The 21,492-nt window shown below is 51.3% G+C and carries 20 protein-coding genes; 9 read left to right on the forward strand and 11 right to left on the reverse strand.

All coding sequences use genetic code 11. The features are described from left to right. Nucleotides 1-50 precede the first annotated feature (50 nt). From ACK3CJ_RS20280 to ACK3CJ_RS20320, 9 genes are all read right to left on the reverse strand, one after another. A complete protein-coding gene (locus ACK3CJ_RS20280) occupies nt 51-1,673 on the reverse strand; it encodes a hypothetical protein (protein ID WP_409524009.1) in 1,623 nt (540 codons plus the stop codon). Between the two features lie 11 nt (nt 1,674-1,684). Next, a complete protein-coding gene (locus ACK3CJ_RS20285) occupies nt 1,685-1,867 on the reverse strand; it encodes a hypothetical protein (RefSeq protein WP_409524010.1) in 183 nt (60 codons plus the stop codon). A 61-nt stretch (nt 1,868-1,928) separates the two neighbouring features. Beyond that, entirely contained in the window at nt 1,929-2,429 is a 501-nt protein-coding gene (locus ACK3CJ_RS20290) for a hypothetical protein (protein WP_409524011.1), read from the reverse strand. 154 nt (nt 2,430-2,583) lie between these two features. Continuing rightward, complete coding sequence (dcd, locus tag ACK3CJ_RS20295; protein WP_409524012.1) at nt 2,584-3,228, reverse strand: dCTP deaminase; 645 nt, start codon at nt 3,226-3,228, stop codon at nt 2,584-2,586. 76 nt (nt 3,229-3,304) lie between these two features. Beyond that, nucleotides 3,305-3,868 (reverse strand): hypothetical protein, encoded by a 564-nt coding sequence (locus tag ACK3CJ_RS20300; RefSeq protein WP_409524013.1) that lies wholly within the window; start codon nt 3,866-3,868, stop codon nt 3,305-3,307. Nucleotides 3,869-4,063: 195 nt separating this feature from the next. Further along, nucleotides 4,064-4,345 carry a hypothetical protein gene (locus ACK3CJ_RS20305; RefSeq protein ID WP_409524014.1) on the reverse strand — a complete coding sequence of 94 codons (282 nt, stop codon included), beginning with the start codon at nt 4,343-4,345 and terminating at the stop codon, nt 4,064-4,066. Between the two features lie 212 nt (nt 4,346-4,557). After that, entirely contained in the window at nt 4,558-5,424 is an 867-nt protein-coding gene (locus tag ACK3CJ_RS20310) for a formylglycine-generating enzyme family protein (RefSeq protein WP_409524015.1), read from the reverse strand. 250 nt (nt 5,425-5,674) lie between these two features. Further along, nucleotides 5,675-7,612 (reverse strand): sensor histidine kinase, encoded by a 1,938-nt coding sequence (locus ACK3CJ_RS20315; protein ID WP_409524016.1) that lies wholly within the window; start codon nt 7,610-7,612, stop codon nt 5,675-5,677. Beyond that, nucleotides 7,581-8,351 (reverse strand): response regulator, encoded by a 771-nt coding sequence (locus ACK3CJ_RS20320; RefSeq protein WP_409524017.1) that lies wholly within the window; start codon nt 8,349-8,351, stop codon nt 7,581-7,583. Before ACK3CJ_RS20320 ends, ACK3CJ_RS20315 begins: the two co-directional genes overlap by 32 nt. Before the next feature lie 352 nt (nt 8,352-8,703). Here ACK3CJ_RS20320 and ACK3CJ_RS20325 point away from each other — a divergent pair, with 352 nt between their 5' ends. The 9 genes from ACK3CJ_RS20325 (at nt 8,704) to ACK3CJ_RS20365 (ending at nt 17,846) form a co-directional block, all read left to right on the forward strand. Then, nucleotides 8,704-9,006 carry a helix-turn-helix domain-containing protein gene (locus ACK3CJ_RS20325; protein WP_409524018.1) on the forward strand — a complete coding sequence of 101 codons (303 nt, stop codon included), beginning with the start codon at nt 8,704-8,706 and terminating at the stop codon, nt 9,004-9,006. Between the two features lie 248 nt (nt 9,007-9,254). Continuing rightward, a complete protein-coding gene (locus ACK3CJ_RS20330) occupies nt 9,255-10,424 on the forward strand; it encodes a hypothetical protein (RefSeq protein ID WP_409524019.1) in 1,170 nt (389 codons plus the stop codon). A 213-nt stretch (nt 10,425-10,637) separates the two neighbouring features. After that, on the forward strand, nt 10,638-10,868 hold the full coding sequence (locus ACK3CJ_RS20335) for a DUF4160 domain-containing protein (protein ID WP_409524020.1): 231 nt from the start codon (nt 10,638-10,640) through the stop codon (nt 10,866-10,868). Then, nucleotides 10,849-11,088, forward strand: a complete 240-nt coding sequence (locus ACK3CJ_RS20340) for a DUF2442 domain-containing protein (protein ID WP_409524021.1) — start codon at nt 10,849-10,851, stop codon at nt 11,086-11,088. The genes ACK3CJ_RS20335 and ACK3CJ_RS20340 overlap by 20 nt, the downstream gene beginning before the upstream one ends. A gap of 243 nt (nt 11,089-11,331) precedes the next feature. Beyond that, the gene (locus ACK3CJ_RS20345; protein ID WP_409524022.1) at nt 11,332-13,230 is read left to right on the forward strand and encodes a histidine kinase; all 1,899 of its coding nucleotides are present in this window, start codon (nt 11,332-11,334) and stop codon (nt 13,228-13,230) included. An 11-nt stretch (nt 13,231-13,241) separates the two neighbouring features. After that, the gene (gene narL, locus ACK3CJ_RS20350; RefSeq protein ID WP_151702359.1) at nt 13,242-13,916 is read left to right on the forward strand and encodes a two-component system response regulator NarL; all 675 of its coding nucleotides are present in this window, start codon (nt 13,242-13,244) and stop codon (nt 13,914-13,916) included. Nucleotides 13,917-14,197: 281 nt separating this feature from the next. Next, entirely contained in the window at nt 14,198-15,811 is a 1,614-nt protein-coding gene (locus ACK3CJ_RS20355; protein WP_409524023.1) for an antiporter, read from the forward strand. 57 nt (nt 15,812-15,868) lie between these two features. After that, the gene (locus ACK3CJ_RS20360) at nt 15,869-16,330 is read left to right on the forward strand and encodes a universal stress protein (protein WP_409524024.1); all 462 of its coding nucleotides are present in this window, start codon (nt 15,869-15,871) and stop codon (nt 16,328-16,330) included. A 13-nt stretch (nt 16,331-16,343) separates the two neighbouring features. Beyond that, nucleotides 16,344-17,846: an MFS transporter gene (locus ACK3CJ_RS20365; protein ID WP_409524025.1), complete on the forward strand. Its 1,503-nt coding sequence runs from the start codon at nt 16,344-16,346 to the stop codon at nt 17,844-17,846. A gap of 38 nt (nt 17,847-17,884) precedes the next feature. Here the strand turns inward: ACK3CJ_RS20365 and ACK3CJ_RS20370 are convergent, their stop codons facing one another. After that, a complete protein-coding gene (locus tag ACK3CJ_RS20370; protein WP_409524026.1) occupies nt 17,885-19,774 on the reverse strand; it encodes a methyl-accepting chemotaxis protein in 1,890 nt (629 codons plus the stop codon). A 96-nt stretch (nt 19,775-19,870) separates the two neighbouring features. Then, nucleotides 19,871-21,448, reverse strand: coding sequence for an aldehyde dehydrogenase (NADP(+)) (locus ACK3CJ_RS20375; protein WP_409524027.1), 1,578 nt, complete (start codon nt 21,446-21,448; stop codon nt 19,871-19,873). Between the last annotated feature and the right edge of the window lie 44 nt (nt 21,449-21,492).

The raw sequence follows: 21,492 nt of genomic DNA on the forward strand, positions 1-21,492 counted from the left end.
CTCTTATTGAAATTTAAAAAATCAACCCTAAGGCTGCTATACGTAAATGATTAGCGTGAATTACAAAAGCGCTCTGCTGTACTGCGATTAAGCGGGACACCTCTGAATTGACTTCCATAGGCACTCCCAACTGCATCTTTCCACTGTCCACCATCATTGCGGTCATAGTACACACTAAACCGTCCTTTATTTCGGCATTCCACAATCATAATTGGGTAGCCCGCACTGCTTCGATAGCCACCATCATAGAAATTCGATACAGATGACGTTGAATTAGTACTTGTATTGGATGCGGCAGGACGACTACTAACTGTATTCATAGGTTGATTCGATGAATCATCTACGTACGTAGGTTGAATGTCACTCCAGACATAATTAGTTCCAATCACATCTCGGAAATTAAAGCCGTGCAACCCCTTGTTTAATTGAGCAGTATGTCCTTGAGAAATTTGTATTAGTGATCGCTTATCTGATTCTTGTACCTGACAGCGGTAATTCTGATAGGTGACAAATTTTTCGGAGGCGTATTGATTCGGATTACTGATCGAAAGCCCAATACCTTCAAAAAATCCAATCCTTTCCTTTCTGGTTAACTGGTCTGCTTTATCGCAACGTGTTTGTGCTGCTAATTCCACAGAAACAGAATTTTTATTTGATGTTACAACCAACCCGTAGGCGCTACCTTTAGTACGCTCAGCAACTTTATAGCCAAATTGATTGAAAAAATGACGGTACTCATTAGAGCTCATGAAGTTTGTCAACGTCAAATTATAGCCAAACTTTTCTGCTCTAGATATTGCTTCATGGAAGTTAGCGGTGTCACAATTATCACAAAATTTTAGATCATTAAAAAAACGCGAAATATTAGTGAAGTCTTGAACTGAATAGATGAAATAGTCCTTAAAAAAACGTGCATCACCCACAGCACGACCTTGTTTTATCGCTGCCATATGTGCAGTCAAATACACCGAATCACCAGAGAGTAAATAATTCAAATAATTATTTTTGATGCTGGCGACAAACGCTTGATTATTATTAATATGGGATTTGAACGCATCTCGATAAACATGCCGGTTGGCAATAGGATCATAAGGAGTAAAAAACTCAGTTAGAATCTCTACTAATTCTTCCTCACTTGCCAAAAGTGTGATCAAATTAAATATTTTATCGCGGTTTGAAAAACGCAAATCATATCTGTTACCTATAGCCTTCATATCAAGCACCAATGCACGCAACAATAACTCGGTGGACCGATATTGTTGAGCAAGCTCAATTAGCTTTGGCTGAATGAAGTGATTAACGACAAGCACCGTGTAAAGAGTATCTTCAGAATAATGAGTCGCATGAGGGTTGCGAGTTTTCTTCTCTTCCATCTGATGAATATAATTATTAAACCACTCACTTTCAGCGGTTTCACGATTGAGAAACTTTGCAAGACGTTCAATGGTAATGTAGCTGTATGTTTGACTGGGATAACTGTGAGTGTAACTCAGCACAGCATCCAAATCATCCGTTAATATGAACGTACGAAAATCTTCGTAATCTACACCATCAAATGCTGCATATTGCCCATTCCAGCCTCCCGTACCATCCTCACGGTAAAGTTCAGGGTACATCATTTTGCCACAGGCACTGATGGTTAATAAAATGAAAAATAAGGCTAGAATACGCATAGTAACACTACTCACCGGTTAAAATTTACTGTTCCTGGATTCAAATTTTTTTGCACTAATTGATCGGCACTATAACCGGCCGCCAGTTTTACTTGACTATAATGTTGTTTTGCTTGCATGCTTTTGTCGTTTTTCACTAAAGTATCTGATTTACAGGGTAGATCCGGTGTAAATGCATTAGCTTTTAGTGTCATGACTCCTGCTTGTTTCAAAGAATTTTAACCTATGCGCTACTAGCAAGTGACTCTCACATTTTCATCTTCTCCTCGGTGCCACTAACTCGCAACGCAAATGCCCCCGCAAGAACTGCTCAACCTGAAAATTTTGACGAATACCACGGCGGTAATCAGCAGAATTGCCGAGTATGCGAACACAGCGCCCTGTGGCAGATTGCGACTCGGAATATTGACACAGAGTCAGCTCCTGACCATTAAAGCGAGCATAGGCTTTGCTGCTATAACGTACCCCGCCCTTGCTCGGCTGTCTGAGCACTAAAGGCAGTTCCATGCCTGACACCAGGTCAAGTGCCTGAGGCTCAATAGCCCGCCACTTGCGATTCAACCAGGCCTCAGCAGGCTGAAGAACACACTGCAACCGCTCACCATAAGCAGCATTACTACGCTTTACTTCCATTTCAGCCGCTTGCCTGGCCGCTTCTGCCTGCCGTGCAGCGGCCTCTGCTGACCGGCGCACATCAGCAGCTTTATCCCGCTCAGCCTGTTGCTGCCGCGCTTGCAACTGCTGTTCAGACGACAAGCTCTGCCACTCCCCTTCACTCATACCCAGCGGGTAACTGGCACAAGCTGATAACAGCGTGATTGCTGTAAGAAATAGTATTATTCGTGCAATGCATATATAAGTTGTGTTTATCATGCTTTGACTTTTTTCATCAAAAATATATAGCTCAACATTACTTAATTGCCAAAATAACACCCAACACTGGAACACCAATACCGATCACCCATTTTATTAATGATGTACTCGTAGAAAGACCATGAACTTCTTTTCTAATTTCTTCAACTGATTGAAGCACCTTCACTAAAGGCACCCCATCTTTTTCGGCTACTATTCTAATTTCCTCTGCTGACAGCTTAAACCTTCCTTGATATGGTCCAGAATAGGGTTTTAATACAGCCCTATCCAACTTATGGAACTCAACGGAAAGAAACTTATCAAGGTAAGCGACAGTTATATCCTGAGGTGTAAGATTAGTGATTCCAACAATCAATCTACCATGATATCCAGGATCAATCTGCGGACCTGTAGTTGCTATAAGACCACGTCGTGCATAACCAGAGCGCAGGCCAAACCTTCCAACGTATTGGGGACCTAATTTAATTTCTTCATACACTGTTATCACAGCAAAGTCACCAGGCTTTAGCTTCAAAAACCCTTTATCTTTTATATTTATTATTCCCTCATGACTAGTTGTAACAGCCTCTTCACCCACTCGAAGGTCATAAGACGCAGGTTGGATTTGATTTTCATCAAAAGGTGAAATAAGTATTTCACTATTTTCGTATGCTTCTTTTATTTGCCGATCACCAAGTACCATCTCTCATCCTTACATATGTACGATGTGTATAAAATAATTATTGACCACTTTTATACTCGTATCAAATAACATCCTTTCACTTTCTTGTAACACTAAGTAAACGGTAGTTATAGAAAAGGCTTATAAGCAGAATTATCACAATCAGCCACTCAGTTATACTCCATGAGCCATTTTTATCAACATCTTTATTCTCCTGTTGCCATTCGACAGCTCTGGTAAGTGCTTTCAAATAGTTGACCTCGGTCGCACCACTGATTTTCTTGTAGTTTGCTTCCAGTGCGCTCTTGACTTCATCGCTTTCAAAACGCAGTAGAGGCAAAATTCTGGTTTCATACAGTTCAACTCCCTTATCCCTATCACCGTTATCACTGTAGGCAAAAGCCAACGTATCAAGATAACTAACTGAACTACTATCATCTAAATAGGGTAGGTAATATTCGTAGCCATCTTCATAGGTACCGTTGATGTGCATGTCCCATATATAGGCATTAATTAGCTTTAATTTTGAGTCAGAAACCACACTGCCACCGGAGCCAGTTATTGCATTAGCCGTAACACCACCCAATACGCTGGAAAAAAATCCTGCATGTGCCGGAAGTGCTGTAAAAAATAGCGTGAATATTACAAAATAAGGTTTCATTTTTTAATTTTCCTTAAGAGCATCCGACTCGTACTCAGCGTGAACTGTTGGCCTGGCAAGCTAGACATAAATCATATGTGATCTTGGTAATATTTCATCCACAAGTATCAATACCTGCTTTAAAGGCTCTTTATTTGAACCCCCAAAATGACGATTCAAATAAAGGCCAGAACAGCTCCGAAAATCACACCTAAATCAACTGCAAGCCTTGCGTGCAAAATCAGATAGCGACAGGTTGCGATAGCTGTTTCCATAATTGCTGCCGGATGAGTCATACCAGTAACCATCCGATTTCTGGAATACCGTACCACCGCCGCCACTGTTGCAGTTCACCCGATACATGGTTTGCCCACCGGAGGATTTACTGCCGGCGTTATAGGATTCCTTGACTCCACCAGAACCCAATGCTCCGGCATGTGCAGAAGAGACCGCCACCAGACCCGTAAACATGACTGAGATCAACATCGTTTTTTTCATATTGCTTTCCTTTTCCTACCGTTAGATTAACCACCACGCTCGGTTTTTGGTTCAAAACGCAGTGGGGCTGCTTTTCATCTTGTCAGCCCAGAGTCACCGCCGAGGCCAACCAAACTCTTGCATTTGCTCACCACTTTCGCTGCCATATCATCGTCCTTGGAAGCTACGCCCCCAAAACCCCATCAAGGGGTAAGGGATTAAAGGAATAAGCATTAACGTGTCCTGGCAAGACGGAACCCGCCGTAGTTGTACCGATTACCGGGCGTGAAGTTGTAACGGTAGGCGGCACGGCTGTACCAGGGACTGTCGCTCCAGTAGCCGCCGCGCAACACGCGCCCATCACCATCACAGCCACGAGTCCAGGCACTGCCATCCGTTGGCGCGCCGCTATAGCTGTTGTGCCAGCAATCCTGCACCCACTCCCAGGCATTACCGCTCATATCGTACAAACCAAAGGCATTGGCCTCCTTCAGCGCCACTGGATGCTGACGACCACCGCTATTGCCATCCCACCACCCCCCCCCAGATAAGTCATTTGCACTGGTGCAGAAGCGATACCCGGTGTTGGCACGGCAGGCATATTCCCACTCTGCTTCACTGGGCAGGCGCCAACCGCTACCATCCACCAGGTTCAGCCAGTCGATAAAGGCCTGTGCATCATTCCAGCTCACATACACCACCGGCGCGTTATCCCCCCGATTGTTGTATTTCATAAAGTCGCTACTCAGCAGATTGGTACGCCCGGCATCAGAAATGAACTTCTTGAACTGCCCCAACGTGACTTCGGTCCGGCCCATCTGGAACGCCTTGATGCTGACACGATGCTGCGGAGTTTCATTGTCAGATGCATCCTTATCAGGAGAGGCGCAGTCGGTGCTTAACGCTGGCTGGCCGAGGAAAGCACGCTTTTTATTCTCTTCCTGCATCGCGGCAGTCACCTTGCAGGAGCCCATCAGAAAGCTGCCCGCAGGGATATCGACCATGGTGATGCCGTATTTATTAGTGCTCTCTGCCGCCTGTGCTGAGAGGGCACCAGCGCTGAAGAGTGTTGCTGCGATGAGTAGGGCTGCTTTGTTCATATTGACTCCTGACATGATTGCAAACGCCTTGCCTCGAACATCTCACCACCCAATCATCTGGCTGGTTCGCCTTATCTTCAGCATGCATATGTACTTTACAATTCACTATTTTGTCTGTCTGTCCTTCGATCGAATGACATGCGCAGGAGTTCTGAGCGAAAAGTTATGATGGAAACGCTGAGAATGGCAGCAGAGAGATTAGTCAGGGACAGTAGATAGATGATTGTTAACAAGGAATATTACGAAGCGTTTAACGAAGCTTTACTCTCGGCACTCTTATCCAGAACCGGCTCCCCCCTTTTGGCAGGCACTCAATCCCAAATTCGCAGCCAAGTTGCTTGGCGCGATGGCGGGCACCGGCCAAACCTCGTCCACCTTTGCGTACGTCCTGGACATAGCCACAACCGTTGTCAGTGACTTCAATGCACAACGCATTCTCAATGCATTCTGCAAACACCACGATACGGCTGGCATTCGCATGTTTCAGTACATTGGCAATAGCTTCACTCAGCATTGCCCGCAAATGTTGCCCGGTGCCTTCAGGGAATTGATCCAGGCCAGGCAGTTTAGTCGCAACCCGCCATTCAAGTGCGATACCACCTTGGGTTAAGCGTTTCTGAATGCGCTGGCGCAACTCTGCCAGTATGTCGTTTATGCTGAGAAGCGCTGGCGACACTGAGCTGAGTTCCCGAAGTTCATTAGCCAGTTCCTGCAGCAAAAGTACTGTGTCGTGTTGCGTTAATTCACCCTTGCGTGCCTGAAACAAAGCACTGGTCAGGTTGCTGCCCAGACCATCATGCAGATCCTGCAGCATCGCCTCGCGCTGCGCAGACAGTTGGCGCTGGACTTCCAGTTCAGCTATCTGTTGATGCTGAGTTTCAAGTAGCGTTTTTTGCTCACTGAGTTGGCTTTGCAGTTCGGTTTGATACTGGTCTGCCACCTCTACAGCCAGGGCTGAACGTCGGCTTATTGCATAGAGAAAGGCAAAACAACTGCCTAAGACGGCAAACGGGAAGGTATGAACATGGTCGGGGTGGGTCAGACTCGAAACGTACAGGAGCGAATGAATACCTGTGCCAATCAGAGACAGCATAGCCAATAGCACTACAAATCCATCGCGGTCTGGTGATTTCAGCCATGCTTTGAAATAGAGCCCAAGCCCAAAGAGAAAGACAATAATATTAGCGTGATGGTTTATAAAGAATGAATATTTCCCAATCAACATCATAAGTATTGCCAACAGGGTGCTGATGCAAGCATAGAGCAGCAACCAACTGCTGAGAGTGCTACCCCGGTCGCGCTGAAACTCGAACGCCAGAAGCAGTGTGAGTGCGACATTCCAGTTAATGGATAGATCCATTGCCAGCCCGAGCCATGTGTTCAACCCGGGGTTTCCGGCATGATCATGGAAATACTGAAGGCTTGTCAGACACCATACCAGTGAGTTTGCCGAAAACAGCACATACACTTTTTCGTGCCGGTGTCGCAGCGCCATCGGTAAGGTCATCAAGGCCATCAGTATCGCCACGATGGACGTTGATCTGGGAAGATCTGCCATCCACATATTTCTGGCTTCCCAGGCCAGATTGATATCGTCTGCCATGCCGATGGAGATGGTACCAAAGGCGTATCCTTCGGAGGGTATCACGGGCAGGCTGAGATACACTTCACGTGTACCAAGCGGAAGCATCAACCGCATGGGCTTATTCCACTGCATGCCCCAATCCCGCCGGGCTGCCTGCAAATGAGCCTCTTCCGACCAGGCACTCCACGGCCCGCTGCCGACAACACGATTGACCAGAACACTGAGGCGCCCTTCGTGTTGCGACTGAACAACAAGATTTTCTGGAATTGAAATACGCAACCAGAGACGATATTTCGAGGTGTCGGAAGAAACCTGTGCGGCAGCCACAGGGGGAGAAATAGACTTCGTCCAGTGCGCGGCAGCAAAATCCGTGGGCCGGACTGTCAATTGCTGCAGGTAGTCCTCGGTAAAATCAACCTCTCCCAGCGGTTCCAGCCAGGTGGCGAGATTGTCGGCAAGCTGAATGTTCGGCGTTACCCGGTATTGCCACACGGTAATACCGATGTAAACGCCAAGAGGCAATAGAAATAGTGCAATGACCCGGCGAAACGCCAGATCCTTTCGAGCTGGATCAGCGGAAAAGATGTTCACGCCGAGCAGCATAAAGCGCCTCTTGAAGATTGGTTGCGCCCAATTTCTGGTAAGCGCGGGCAGCCAGTGTCTTGGCGGTGCACTCCTGAATGCTCATCCGCTGCGCACCTTGTCGGAACGAATAACCTTGATTGAGCAAAACCAGCAGCTCTGTCTCACGAGCTGACAACCCTGGCATTGACTCCTGTATACGGGCATAGCAACGACAAACCTGAGTTGCAGCTTCATGGGATGTGAGCGACAAGCGTTCGGCAGCTTCATTGAGACAATACCCTGCCGCCAACAGATCCAACAGCTGCCGAGATAAGTCATCCAGCTTGATTTCCCGTTCGCTCAACACATGTCTGGCCAGCCTGCTATGCATAAGCCCGCCACCGTTGGCGAGTGTAGATAGCGCGGACAACCAGTTCGATTCGTCGTCAGACTTGAACAGGTAACCCTTGGCACCGGCACGAATTGCCTTGAACAAGTGAGTCTCATTGCCAGTCATAGTCAATACGACACTTATACAGGTATCGCCCCAGCAACGACGCGCTTCGTGGATCAGCGTCATCCCGGAACCAGAGGGCAAGCCGAGATCAACAAGCAGGATGTCTGGACGAGACTCCGTCAGTAAACGCAGACCTTCATCTACATCCTCGGCTACCCAGGACACAACCATATCCTGAGTGGATTCGATGGTTGCTGCCAGTGCTTGGCGAAACACCGTGTGATCTTCAACGATCGCAATATTTATACAGGACTGACTCACGCTATTCGAGAACCTCGGAAAGCACATGAGACTATGAACCATTAGATGCACAGTCAACTACAGTACAGGACAATAACCTCATTCCAAACAATGACACCGCCAAAGATTGTACCAGCCTTACTGTAAGGCTATACCCTTACACACTGCATTGATTTGCATCGATTATGTCAAGTCAATTACACAAAGTCTATCCTGCAAATGGCCATCTCATAGCTCAAGCTGCTGTCCTTATCATCGATGTTAAGGTGCAGGCCATTGGCAACCGGATAATCCAGATGACCGACTTCCTTGATTATAGGTTTGAATCTATATAGCATTGCATCTATATTAAGTAAGGAGAAGTCATAACGTTATGGCAAGAACTCTTGACCAAATACTGGCAGCAGAAAAGCCTGAGGTTGTTACAAAAGCACAGAAAGCGGCCACTGAAATGTTGCTGAACATCCACCTGGCAGAGCTTCGTGAGCGTATGAACCTGACTCAAGGGGATATTGCAGCCGCTCTCGGCGTCAAACAGCCGACAGTTTCCGATATGGAGAAGCCTGGTCGAGATCTAAGGCTGTCATCCCTTAAGCGCTACGTTGAAGCCTCTGGTGGTAAGCTACGCCTCGATGTGGAACTCCCTGACGGCACTCACTACGGATTTTCTGTGTAACTCGATACTCTATGTGGTGTTGGCTGAAGCCGTTTCGGCATAACCAAAGCGCTACGCGTCCTGGACGACATCGGGCATATCCTGAAAGCCATGGATCGACCACTCAGCCAGCGACTTCCCTATCGTTACAAACCACCTTTTAAGAGGCAGGTCATTTCGTTGATTACGTTTACCACCTCGAATAGAGTGGCTTCCCTGTTCCATGCATATATTCGCTTTGCCTTATAACTACCGAACATCCTCCTTTTTTGGGGGGAGGGGGATCCCATATGAGTGAGTATCAATACTACGAATTTGCGGCCATTGATCGATCGCTCAGCCAGGCTGAAATGGCACATCTGCGTGCGGTCTCCACCCGTGCCATGATTACACCCGCGAGCTTCGTCAACCACTATCAATGGGGTAATCTCAAGGCCAACCCCAGTGACTGGATGCGGCGCTATTTTGATGCTTTTGTCTATTCCGCCAACTGGTGCAGTTGCCAGCTGGCACTGCGGATACCCCTAACAACATTTCGCAAAGCCGAGCTCGAGCCGTATGAGTCCGCTTGCACCTTGAGTATCGACGAGAGCCAGACACATTGGATTTTCAACTGGCACCTGAATGAAAGCCTGGACGATACCCGCTTCGCCATAGACGACGGCAGCGGCTGGATGATCCGTCTCGTCCCTCTGCGGGAAGAGCTGTTGCGCGGTGACTTGCGGCCGCTCTATCTGGGCTGGTTGGCTGGCGCCGTCGAGGAGGACGATACCGTACTGGAGCCAGAGGTCCCTCCCGGTCTGGCGGACCTGTCTCCCGCACAGCAAGCATTGATGGAGTTTCTGGAAATTAATCCCGACCTCTTGGCTGCTGCGGCTATCGGCAGCGCCGATGTTTCGTCCGCAGGTGCCAACGAACATCGCCATGTTAATGCCTGGCTGGAGACCTGCTCTGATGCAGACATGAAAGCTGTGTTCAAGCAGATAGCCACGGGAAAAGGGCGGGAGGCCGAAAGGTGGGTTCATTCACATTATAACGCCTGGCTGCATACACAGCGTCCCACACTACCGTCCAACGCACCCAGGCGCACCGTGGCTGAGTTGTACGTACTGGCCGAAGCCGCCGCCGTACAGCGGCAGGAGCGCGAAGCCCAGGCAGCCAAAGAGCGGGCGGCCGAGCAACAACGGCTACGTGAAGCCCATTTGCGGCAAATCATGGCAGAAGCCAGGACTCACTGGGAAGCCGCAGATGCACACGCAAGACGTGGCGGGGCTTCAGGCTACGATCAGGCCAGGACAATCATTGGCGAGCTGGCCGATGGCTACGCCCTCACCTCCAGTCACGCCGCATTTGAGCGGGATTTGCAGCAATTTCTCACCCCACACAGCAAACGTCGCGCCTTGGTGCGGCGGTTGGCCGAAGCGGGGTTATGTAAGTAATGGCTGCACCGGAGGCAGCGACCTGGACATCCTCATCGATCCGACGCCGGAAACGACGCTGATGGACGTGGCCGTACTCTGAATAATCCTCTGACCCCAAAAACTCTCTCTGCCCCCAAAAACTCAACCCCACAAACTCACTGCCGGTTGAGCTGGTCAGGTAGAGGTGTTTGGGTATATATTGATGCTGTAACGGTTGGGAGTAAGGACACGATGCCAACTCTGCTGAATAAAAATGGATTTAAGATCTTTTTCTATGCGAATGAACATCCTCCTGCCCATGTGCATGTTATTAAAGGCAATGGATGGGCAAAGATAGAGCTAGTCAACTTATCTGTGGTCTATTCTTCACTGAAACAACAAGAACTTAAGAGCTGTCTTGAAGTCATAAGAGAGCATGAAAAAGAATTTTTGGAGGCATGGCATGAATGGTTTGGCCGGTAAACAGGTGCATTTTGATGATCATTTTTTGCATGTTGATCTTGTGGATGGTCGGCGCATTTCAACCCCGATGTCTTGGTACCCTGAACTAGAGCAGTCTCCTGTCAAGGCGCTACGGGACTATGTATTTATTTGCGATGCAACCGGTATTGAGTGGCCTGCACTGGATTACCAACTCAGTATTGCAGCCATGTTGGAAGTGACCATTAGGAAAATAGCCTAGTTTAAATCAATTGCACCTTTCAGGGTGCGATTATCATCGGCAAATACACCGAATTTTTACTCTGACCCCAAACTCACTCTAACCCCCTACCTCCCAATAGCTCCAAACTACCTCTTAAGAGGTAGTCCAATTCATTGGTTATGCATACCACTTCCAATAGAATGGTTTCTCTACTCTAAGCAGCGACTACACTTAATCAGGTGTTAATGACTGCCGCTTTCCCGAACCAAGCATCGAGAGCCCATGCAAGCGATCAAACACTCCATAGTCGCCAGAATTTCCGCCTATATGCTGACGGTGTATCTGATGGCGCTGATCAGTATTCTGGCCTCTTTTATCGTGGCAGATCGAACGCGAGGCGATGCGGCGGCGCTGAATATTGCCGGCTCACTGAGGATGCAGACTTATCGCATCATCAATACGCTGCATGAACTGTCGTTTAATGAGCAGCCGGAAAGAGCGCTGATGTCCGAACAACTGCAGCGAACGCTGGATGGTTTCAGCGAAAGACTGGAACTGGACGATCTGACCAACGCAATCCCCAAGGCCACCGATCAGCGCCTGAATACTCAATATTTGCAGATCCGGTCTATCTGGCATGAACAGCTGTTACCCCGGCTGAGCGGGTTGGAGCAGCTTTCCACGGCTCAGTTCATGGAGTACGAACAGGACCTTGAGGCGATGTTTCAGGAGATAGACCAGATGGTCTCCCTGCTGGAGCACAATACCGAGACCAAGATTCGGTTACTGCTGTTTATCCAGTTCACCTGTCTGGCATTTGCCATCGCGATGATCCTGATCTCGGTTGATGATATCCGCAAGAAGATCGTCAAGCCGCTGAAGCGGCTGATGCTGCTGGTCAATGAAGCCGGTAATCACAACTTCAATATCCGTTCCGAGCTGCATGGTGAAGATGAACTGAGTGCACTGGGCCATACCTTCGATGATATGGCCGCCCAGTTGTCTGCCAGCTATGCCAATCTTGAGGGCCGGGTGAAGAAGAAAACACTGGAGCTTGAGCGCAGCCATCGCGCCCTGCAACTGTTGCACGATGCCAACCACAGCCTGTATGACAATGGTGGTGATCTCTGCCGTGGTGCCATCCCCGTATTGAAAGAGCTGGAAAAGCTGCTGGAGATAGGCCCTACCAACCTCTATCTGAACGTGTCCGAAGTGCAGCATTCGCTACCGGTGATGAGTACTCAGGTGATAACACGACCCGCTTACTGCAAGGACTACTCATGTAATGCCTGTCTGGCTGATGATAGCGCCAGTGATGAAGCGCCAAAGGCAGCAGCACTGGATCAACTGGTTCTGCCAGTCACCGCAGGCAACAAGGAACTGGGCACGCTTGAGATCAGCTATCCCAAGGGTCGGGTCCTGAGTGAACGGGCCCTGCGATTGCTGGAGACACTGGCTGATCAGCTCGGTACCGCCATCTATCTGCACAACAAGATGTCTGAACAGCAGCAACTGTCACTGCTGGAGGAGCGCACCGTGATTGCACGTGAGCTGCATGACTCACTTGCGCAATCGCTGTCCTATCTGAAGATTCAGGTCAGTCGACTGCAGAAACTGCAGCAGAAAGAGAGCACGACCGAGCGCCAGACAACGGTGGTCGGAGAGATGCGCACCGGGTTGAACAGTGCCTATCGGCAGTTACGAGAGCTGTTGACCACCTTCCGCCTGCAGCTCGACAAGCCTGGGCTGCACGAAGCCTTCAAGCAGACGGTGGCGGAGTTTTCCGAACGGCTGGGTTTCCCGGTCGATCTGCACTACGATCTGCCGCCCAACATCCTCAACCCGAATGAGGAGGTGCATGTCCTGCAGGTGGCTCGCGAGGCACTGTCCAATGCGCAAAAACATGCGCAGGCCAGTCACATTGAGGTCAGTATCTTTTTCAAGGAAGCCTGCATGCACCTGTCCGTTCGCGATAACGGCATCGGGCTGACCGATGGTAAGATTCCGGATGAGCATTATGGCCTGATCATCATGCGTGATCGCTCCATGACACTCGGTGGAAACCTGAGCATTGCCAACCATCCTGAAGGCGGGGTTGAAGTACACCTCACCTTCAGCCCGGCCAGTGGCCCGAGTCGAATCAAACCCTTTTTCAGCAGCCGTGCAACCGATATCACCTGAGGAATAGCCCCATGACCGTTCAGGAAGACCACACAGACTCACCCGCTACACTGATGTTGATCGATGATCATCCCCTGCTGAGGCGCGGCATCACACAACTGCTGGAGCTGGAGGATGACATGGTGGTCATCGGTGAAGCCAGCAACGCCCGCGATGGCGTCAGAAAAGCACTGGAGCTGGATCCGGATCTGATCCTGCTCGATCTGAACATGCCAGAGGTCAACGGTATCGAAACCCTCAAGCAGCTGCGTGCAGAAGGGGTGATGTCACGTATCGTGATCTTCACCGTGTCGGATCACGAGGAGGATGTGGTGGCAGCCCTGAAATCTGGTGCCGATGGCTATCTATTGAAGGATATGGAGCCGGAGGATCTGGTCGTGCAACTGCGCCAGGCAGCGCACGGACGCATGGTGGTGAGCGAACGCCTGACTGCTCTGCTGGCCGAAGCCCTGCGCAACCAGCGCAGCCGACCGGCCGGACCGGATATCTCCAGCCTGACGGCGCGCGAGATGCAGATACTGCGCCTGATCGCAGAAGGCCTGTCCAACAAGATGATTGCCCGACGCCTGGATGTGACCGAAGGCACGGTCAAGGTGCATGTCAAAAATCTGCTGAAAAAGCTGCATTTGCGTTCACGTGTCGAGGTGGCTGTCTGGGCCGTTCAGGAGGGCATTACACGCTCGTAATGTCCGGTTAATAATAAGTACCCACAAAAACCCTTCCCTGCAACCTCTCTTCACAAAAAGAGAGGTTCGCGCATAAAAAACCCATATAAAACATAATCCTGAAAAATTAATTATGAGTATCACCAAAGTGATATAAGCCCTTTTCTGGGCATTTTCAGGCTGTTTTTGTTCCCTGTTTCCCGGCGTATGGTTAAAGCCAGTAAAAGCATTAACGGGCTTTTTCAGCCGTTATTCCGCGTTGTTTTTTACTCCTTTAGTGAACGGAAAACAGGAAACAACTTATGGCCAATAGCAATCAAGACATCTATCAATGGGATGTCGAAAATCAGGCATCCTGGGAGCAAAGCGATAGGCGGATAGCCAATCGCAACCTGTGGATCTCCATCCCGAGTCTTCTGATGGGTTTTGCCATCTGGTTGATGTGGGGCATGATCACGGTCCAGATGCTCAACCTGGGCTTCCCCTTCGAAGCCTCCCAGTTGTTCACACTGACCGCGATTGCGGGCTTATCCGGGGCAACCTTGCGGATACCCGCCTCCTTCATGATCCGCATCGCCGGGGGGCGTAATACTATCTTCCTGACCACGGCGCTGCTGATGATCCCTGCCGCCGGTACCGGTCTGGCACTGATGGATCCCACCACTCCCCTGTGGGTCTTCCAGCTTATGGCGTTGTTGTCCGGCATCGGCGGCGGTAACTTTGCCTGCTCGATGAGCAACATCAGCACCTTCTACCCGAAAAGCCAGCAGGGTTATGCCCTGGGCATGAATGCCGGGCTGGGTAACTTCGGTGTCACCACCATGCAGATCCTGATTCCGTTGGTGATGACCGCCGGTGTATTCGGCGTGATCGCCGGTGACCCACTGGAACTGCAGCGCGCCAGCGGCACACTGATCGGTCGCATTGAAGTCGGCACCCCCACCTGGATCCAGAATGCCGGGCTTATCTGGCTGGTATTCCTGATTCCACTGGCCTTTGCCGGCTGGTTCGGCATGAACAACCTACGCACTATTACACCGGATCCAGGTTCAACACTGGGAGCTTTCGGTAAGATCATCGGCCTTTATCTGGTCGGATTTATCGCGGCTGCCATCGGCCTGTATCTCTTTCTGCCAAGCCCTGTTGGTCTCGGCATTCTCAATATGTGGGTCGCTCTGCCGCTGACCATTGTGATCACCCTGCTGATGCTGCGCATGATACCGGGTGATATCAAACCCAATATTCAGAAGCAGTTTGCCATCTTCAACAACAAGCACACCTGGTCCATGACCGTGCTGTACATCCTGACATTCGGCTCATTCATCGGCTTCTCGGCGGCCCTGCCCCTGTCGATCACAGTAATCTTCGGTAACATGATGGATATCGCTGCCGATGGCACAGTAACCCGTATTCGCAACCCCGACGGCCCCAGCGCGCTGACCTGGGCCTGGATAGGCCCCTTTGTCGGAGCCCTGATACGTCCACTCGGTGGCTGGATTTCCGATAAGGTGGGCGGCTCCATTGTGACTCAGGTTATCTCGGTTGTGATGGTGTTTGCATCCGTCGCCACCGGTTATGTGATGATGCTGGCCTACAACTCAACTGATCCCAATGCCTACTTTGCCGCCTTCCTGCTGCTGTTCATTGTGCTGTTCGCGGCCAGTGGCATCGGCAACGGCTCCACCTTCCGCACCATCGGCGTGATCTTCGACATGCATCAGAAAGGACCTGTTCTGGGATGGACCTCAGCCGTTGCCGCCTATGGCGCCTTTATCGCTCCGCGCGTGATGGGCGAGCAGATTCAAGCCGGCACACCCGAGATGGCGATGTATGGCTTTGCCGTGTTTTACGCGCTCTGTCTGGTGGTGAACTGGTGGTTCTACCTGCGCAAGAACGCCTATGTGAAAAACCCCTGATCAACCCGATTCCCGGCCAGCCAGATAGTGCTGGCCGGATCACGCACGGGAGTACTGATGATGAAAATTATGGTTGCGTACGACGGTTCCCGCAACGCCAAACTAGCGCTGGCACAAGTGCTGACGCTGTTTGGCGCGATGCGACCGCAGATCATATTGATCGGTGTGGCGGAAAACCCACTCGATTCAACAGATGCCAATGAGGAGCTGTTTCAGCAGGAGTACCGAGAACTGAAACAGGCGATAGAGGGGGGTATGAAATTTGTCCAGGATGAAGGGCTCGATTGCGAAATCATGCTGGGAGAGGGTGACCCGCGCAAGATGATTCTGAAGGCGACAAAGAAAAGGGTACCCAATCTGCTGGTCATTGCCCGACACAGCCACCAGCCGGACGGCGGCTTCATTGCCCAGTCACTGAGCTATTTCGTGGATGAACTGGATTACATGACCTTCGGCAGCGTGAGTTCATTTCTGGCACGCCGTGCTGAATGCCCACTGTTGATACTGCCCAGCCCTTAAAGGATATGCCGTCATGAAAGTTTCCGCCGTTTTCAAATTTCGCAATCCGGAGATCAGAGCGCTGCATCTGACCTGGATTGCGTTTTTTATCACTTTTTATGTCTGGTTCAACATGGCACCTCTGGCATCCAGCATGCTCAGAAGTGTCGACTGGCTGACGCCCGACGATATCCGCCTGTTCGCCATCTGCAACGTTGCCCTGACCATACCGGCAAGGATACTGGTCGGGATGGCGCTGGACCGCTTCGGCCCACGCAGAGTCTTCTCGATTCTGATGGTCACCATGTCCATCCCCGCCCTGGTATTTGCCTTCGGTGACACCATGATGCAGTTGCTGATCTCGCGTCTGGTGCTGAGCTCCATCGGGGCCAGTTTCGTGGTGGGTATCCATATGACTGCCCTGTGGTTCAAACCCAAGGATATCGGATTTGCCGAGGGTTTCTACGCCGGCTGGGGTAACTTCGGCTCGGCCGCCGCCGCCATGTCACTGCCGACTATCGCACTGACCATGTACGGCGGTGACGAAGGCTGGCGCTGGGCGATTGCACAGAGCGCCGTGGTCATGGCCGCTTATGGCATCTACTACTGGTTCGCCATCTCTGATGGCCCGGATGAAAAAGCACACAGAAAACCACGCAAGGCCGCCGCGCTGGAAGTCAGCACCTGGGGCGATATGATCAAGCTGATCATCTGGACTATACCGCTGGTGGGTGTGTTGGCGATTCTGGTCTGGCGCATTCAGATGATGGGATACATATCTGCAACTGGGGCCCTGATCGCCTATCTGGTGATCGTTGCCATAGTTATCTACCAGATCGTACAGATACTGCGCGTTAATATCCCGATCCTGAAAAAGGGTGTACCCGAAGATGACAAGTACCCCTTCACCAGTGTTGCCGCACTCAACTCTACCTATTTTGCCAACTTCGGTGCCGAACTGGCGGTGGTCTCTATGCTGCCGATGTTTTTCGAAGAGACCTGGGGGCTGAACGCCGCTGCGGCAGGACTGATTGCCGCCTCCTTTGCCTTCGTCAATCTCGTCGCACGCCCCATGGGCGGCATGGTGTCGGATCGCATGGGCAACCGGCGCTTCGTGATGCTCTGCTACATGTTCGGGATCTGTGTCGGCTTCCTGATGATGGGCATGCTGAACTCATCCTGGCCCTTGATCGTGGCGATTGCGATCACCATCTTCACCTCGGTATTCGTACAGGGAGCAGAGGGCGCCACTTTCGGTATCATTCCATCCATCAAGCGTCGCCTGACCGGTCAGATATCCGGCATGGCAGGTGCCTATGGCAATGTGGGTGCGGTGGTCTACCTGACTATATTCACCTTTGTCACTCCCTCACAGTTTTTCTACATCATTGCCGGCGGAGCACTGATCAGTTGGATCATCTGCTTTATCTGGCTGAAAGAGCCCGAGGGCGCGTTTGATGATGAGTACTATGTGTCATCTGTTGATCGGATGATTGAGGAGCAGGAGTTGACCGCGAACGGCTCAAAAGCAACCTGAGGGCAGAGACCAAATAACTCCGCCCTTGTGCAAGGGAATCACGCTACCCGAAAACCCGACGCCTTTCGGCTCAGATCGGTTGACATATCGTGAATCTGGCGGGTGTTGCTGGCGATGGTCTGGATCGAATCGGTATCACTGCGCAAGCGCTGGGCGATGAAGGCCATCTCCTGGCTCATATGCAGTGCTGTCTTTGCCACCTCCAGCACCGAGTGTGCCATCTGCGCCGCCGAGGCAAAGCTGGTTTCGGCATGCGATTCGATCTCGCGTATCGCCCGCTCCGCCTGTCCGCCCAGTTGCTCGCTGGCCTGCAGCTTCTCCTGCGAGGAGTTCATCAACTGGATGGTGCTGCCGGTAGAGTGCTGAATCGCACTGACGATCTCGGTGATGCGCGAGGTGGCATCCACCGTTTTCTCGGCCAGCGACCGCACCTCATCGGCCACCACCGAGAAACCGCGCCCCGCGTCACCGGCCCGCGCCGCCTCTATCGCAGCATTCAGCGCCAGCAGATTGGTCTGATTGGCCAGATCATTGATCATGCCGATCACCTTGTCGATATCCTGCGACAACTGCCCGAGTGCATTCAACTGCTGACCGGTCTGATCCACCATCCGGTTGGATTCAGTCAGGTTGTCCAGCAGGCGCAGCAGAACATCGGCACCGGAACTGGAAGCGTTCAGCGTCTCGCGCGACTGTCCGCTCAACTGGGCAGTGGTATCGGAGATACCGCTAATGGTTGCAGAGATCTCCTCGGTGGAGGCGGCCAGCGAGTTGGTCTGCTGACTCAATGAGCGGTTGCTGTCGGCGATGTTGTCCAGCTCACCATTCAGATCTGCTACCCGGCGATCAACATCCGCGCCGATCCGGATCACATCGCCGATCACCAGCCCCAGCCCTGACGACATCTCATTCACCGACCGGCACAGGGCATCAAACTCATCATTACGCTGGCTGTTGACCGCCAGCCGTACTGTCAGATCCCCCTCCTTGACCCGTCCCAGATCCCGGATGGTTGCCGCCAGTGTGGACTTGACGCTACGCCCGATCAGCAGCAACATCAACAGCGTGCCGAATGCGACCACCAGCGCGACCAGCAGCAGCGTGGCACCGGCCTGACCCGAGCTGCGCTGCGCCGCCTCCTGCGCCCTGGCCACCGCTTCGGTTAGCCGCTCGGAGATCTGCGCATGCTGCTGACTGAACGCCTGCTTCGCCTGCAGATACTCACCATGTCTTATCTCCAGCTCGCCACTTATCTGCGTGAAGCGCTCCACCTCCGCCCGATAGGCATCGGTGTGCTCTCCGAACATCTCCTCCAGGCCGCCGAGCGCGGAGAAGGGTTCCAGAAACGCCTCGTACTGCTGCTCGAACTGCGCCTCATGCTCGGCACTGGCATCGAACAGATACTGGCGCTCGGCATCACGGACACTGAGAAATGCCTTCTGCACCATCGACAGGAAGGAGATCTTCTCCATCACCGTATCCCCGGCCCGTAGCACTGCACCGCGCTGCCCGGACTGGATATCGAAACCGGCTGCCTGCTGCTGCGCCGACACCTGCTCCAGCGTGTCGAAATAGCGCATCAGCAGCTCCTCGGTGACCTGCAGCATCACGCGGTCTGAAAGGTCAGGCAGGCGCCGGATATCGACCTGCAACTGTGCGACGAACTGCTGCCGGTGACCGGTCAGCAGACGGGTAAAGGCCGGGTAGCTGGCATCACTGACATAACGTAGCTGCTCCGAGCTCTCCAGCATCGACAGTGCCAGCGTATCAACATTGGATTTGATCGCAGACAGCAGCTGCAGTTGATGGCCCGCCGCAGACTGTGTCTGCAGCCCCTTGAAGGCGACTGCCGCGAGCAGAACAACGCCGGTCATCACCGACAGCAACAATATCAAAAGCTTGATACGAAAACTCAGATTCGTAATCATCGCCACTCTTCTTATAAGTATTTTTTACTGCTTCCGTGACTTCACAGGCAATGACTAGTCTGTACAGGATATTTCTGCGAAGTCACGGATTCCGATTTAAATCTGCCGCCGTCCGTCGATAAGCCGGGACAGCCTTAGTGGGTTCGTATCTTTGAGTGCATTCGGAATTAACTCATCGGGAAAGTCCTGGTAACACACAGGCCGTAAAAATCGGTTGATTGCAGCACTACCTACCGAGGTCATACGGGGATCAGATGTTGCGGGGAATGGCCCGCCATGAACCATGGCATGACACACCTCTACACCGGTTGGGAATCCGTTACACAAGATCCGTCCAACGCGACGTTCCAAAACAGGAAGTAATGATCTTGCCGAATCATAATCCTCCATATCTAATTGAAGAGTCGCGGTCAGTTGCCCCTCCAGGCTCTCTGCGATGAGATTAAAATCACTTATATCCCGGCAACGAACCACCAGGGAACTTGCACCAAAAATCTCTTCAGAGAGGGAGGCATCACTGAGGAAATCTTCGGTGCTTGCTTCATAGAGCCCTGCCTGACATTGATTGGATTCAGTACCTGTTTGCCCTTCGCCTACCGCCGTCACCTTGGGGTGGTGTTTGAGGCGATCGACGCCATTTCTATACGCTGCACAAATACCAGGGGTCAGCATAGTGTGTGCTGCGACCTTAACCAGCTCATTTGATGCGTGTTCCATGAAAACATCCAGCTCATCACCATCAACAGCAATCACCAAACCAGGGTTGGTACAAAACTGGCCTGCCCCCATCGACAAAGAGCTGATAAATTCTTTGGCAATCTCCGCGCCTCGAGCTTGCAAAGCTGCCGGCATCAAAAACACGGGATTAATGCTGCACATTTCTGCATAGACCGGGATAGGTTCGGCACGTTCAGATGCTATCTTCATCAATGCGGTACCGCCCGCACGAGAGCCCGTAAAACCTACGGCTTTAATGGTAGGATGAGCAACTAAAGCGGCACCTACTGACGTTCCTGAGTCAAATAACATCGAGAAGGTGCCTTCCGGAAGGCCTTTTAATTTCACGGCTGTCTGAATGGCTCTACCGACCAATTCAGACGTTCCAGGGTGAGCAGAATGGGCTTTAACTATCACCGGACAGCCCGCCGCCAGGGCTGATGCGGTATCCCCGCCAGCGACTGAAAATGCCAGGGGAAAGTTTGATGCGCCGAATACGGCGACCGGACCTAACGCGATTTGTCGCTGGCGAAGATCTGATCGGGGTAGTGGCTGGCGGTCTGGCAATGCCTGGTCGATCCTGATATCTAACCAATTACCGCTACGGACAACATCAGCAAAGAGTTTTAGTTGATTGACTGTCCGCCCCCTTTCGCCTTCCAGACGCAAACGAGGCAATCCCGTTTCAGACATGGCGCGAAGAATTAACTCATCACCTATGCCCATGATCTGGTTTGCGATCTCTTCTAAGAAAGCAGCTCGCTCTTCAAGTGATGTTTCCCTGAATATATCAAACGCTGCATCAGCCAAACGACAGGCTTCATCAAGGTTATCTTTCCCACTACTCAAGTATACTGGTGCTAAAAGTTCGTTAGTCGCAGGGTTAACGGCTTGAATCCCTTTTTCAGTGCCCCTGACTGAGCGGAAGCCTATAATCATTTCGCCTGTAATGTTCACAAAATACCTCCTGAATACTGTTGCGTTTCCGGATACCGTGATCT

The sequence above is a fragment of the Nitrincola salilacus genome (genome assembly GCF_046271865.1).
Lineage (GTDB): Bacteria > Pseudomonadota > Gammaproteobacteria > Pseudomonadales > Balneatricaceae > Nitrincola > Nitrincola salilacus.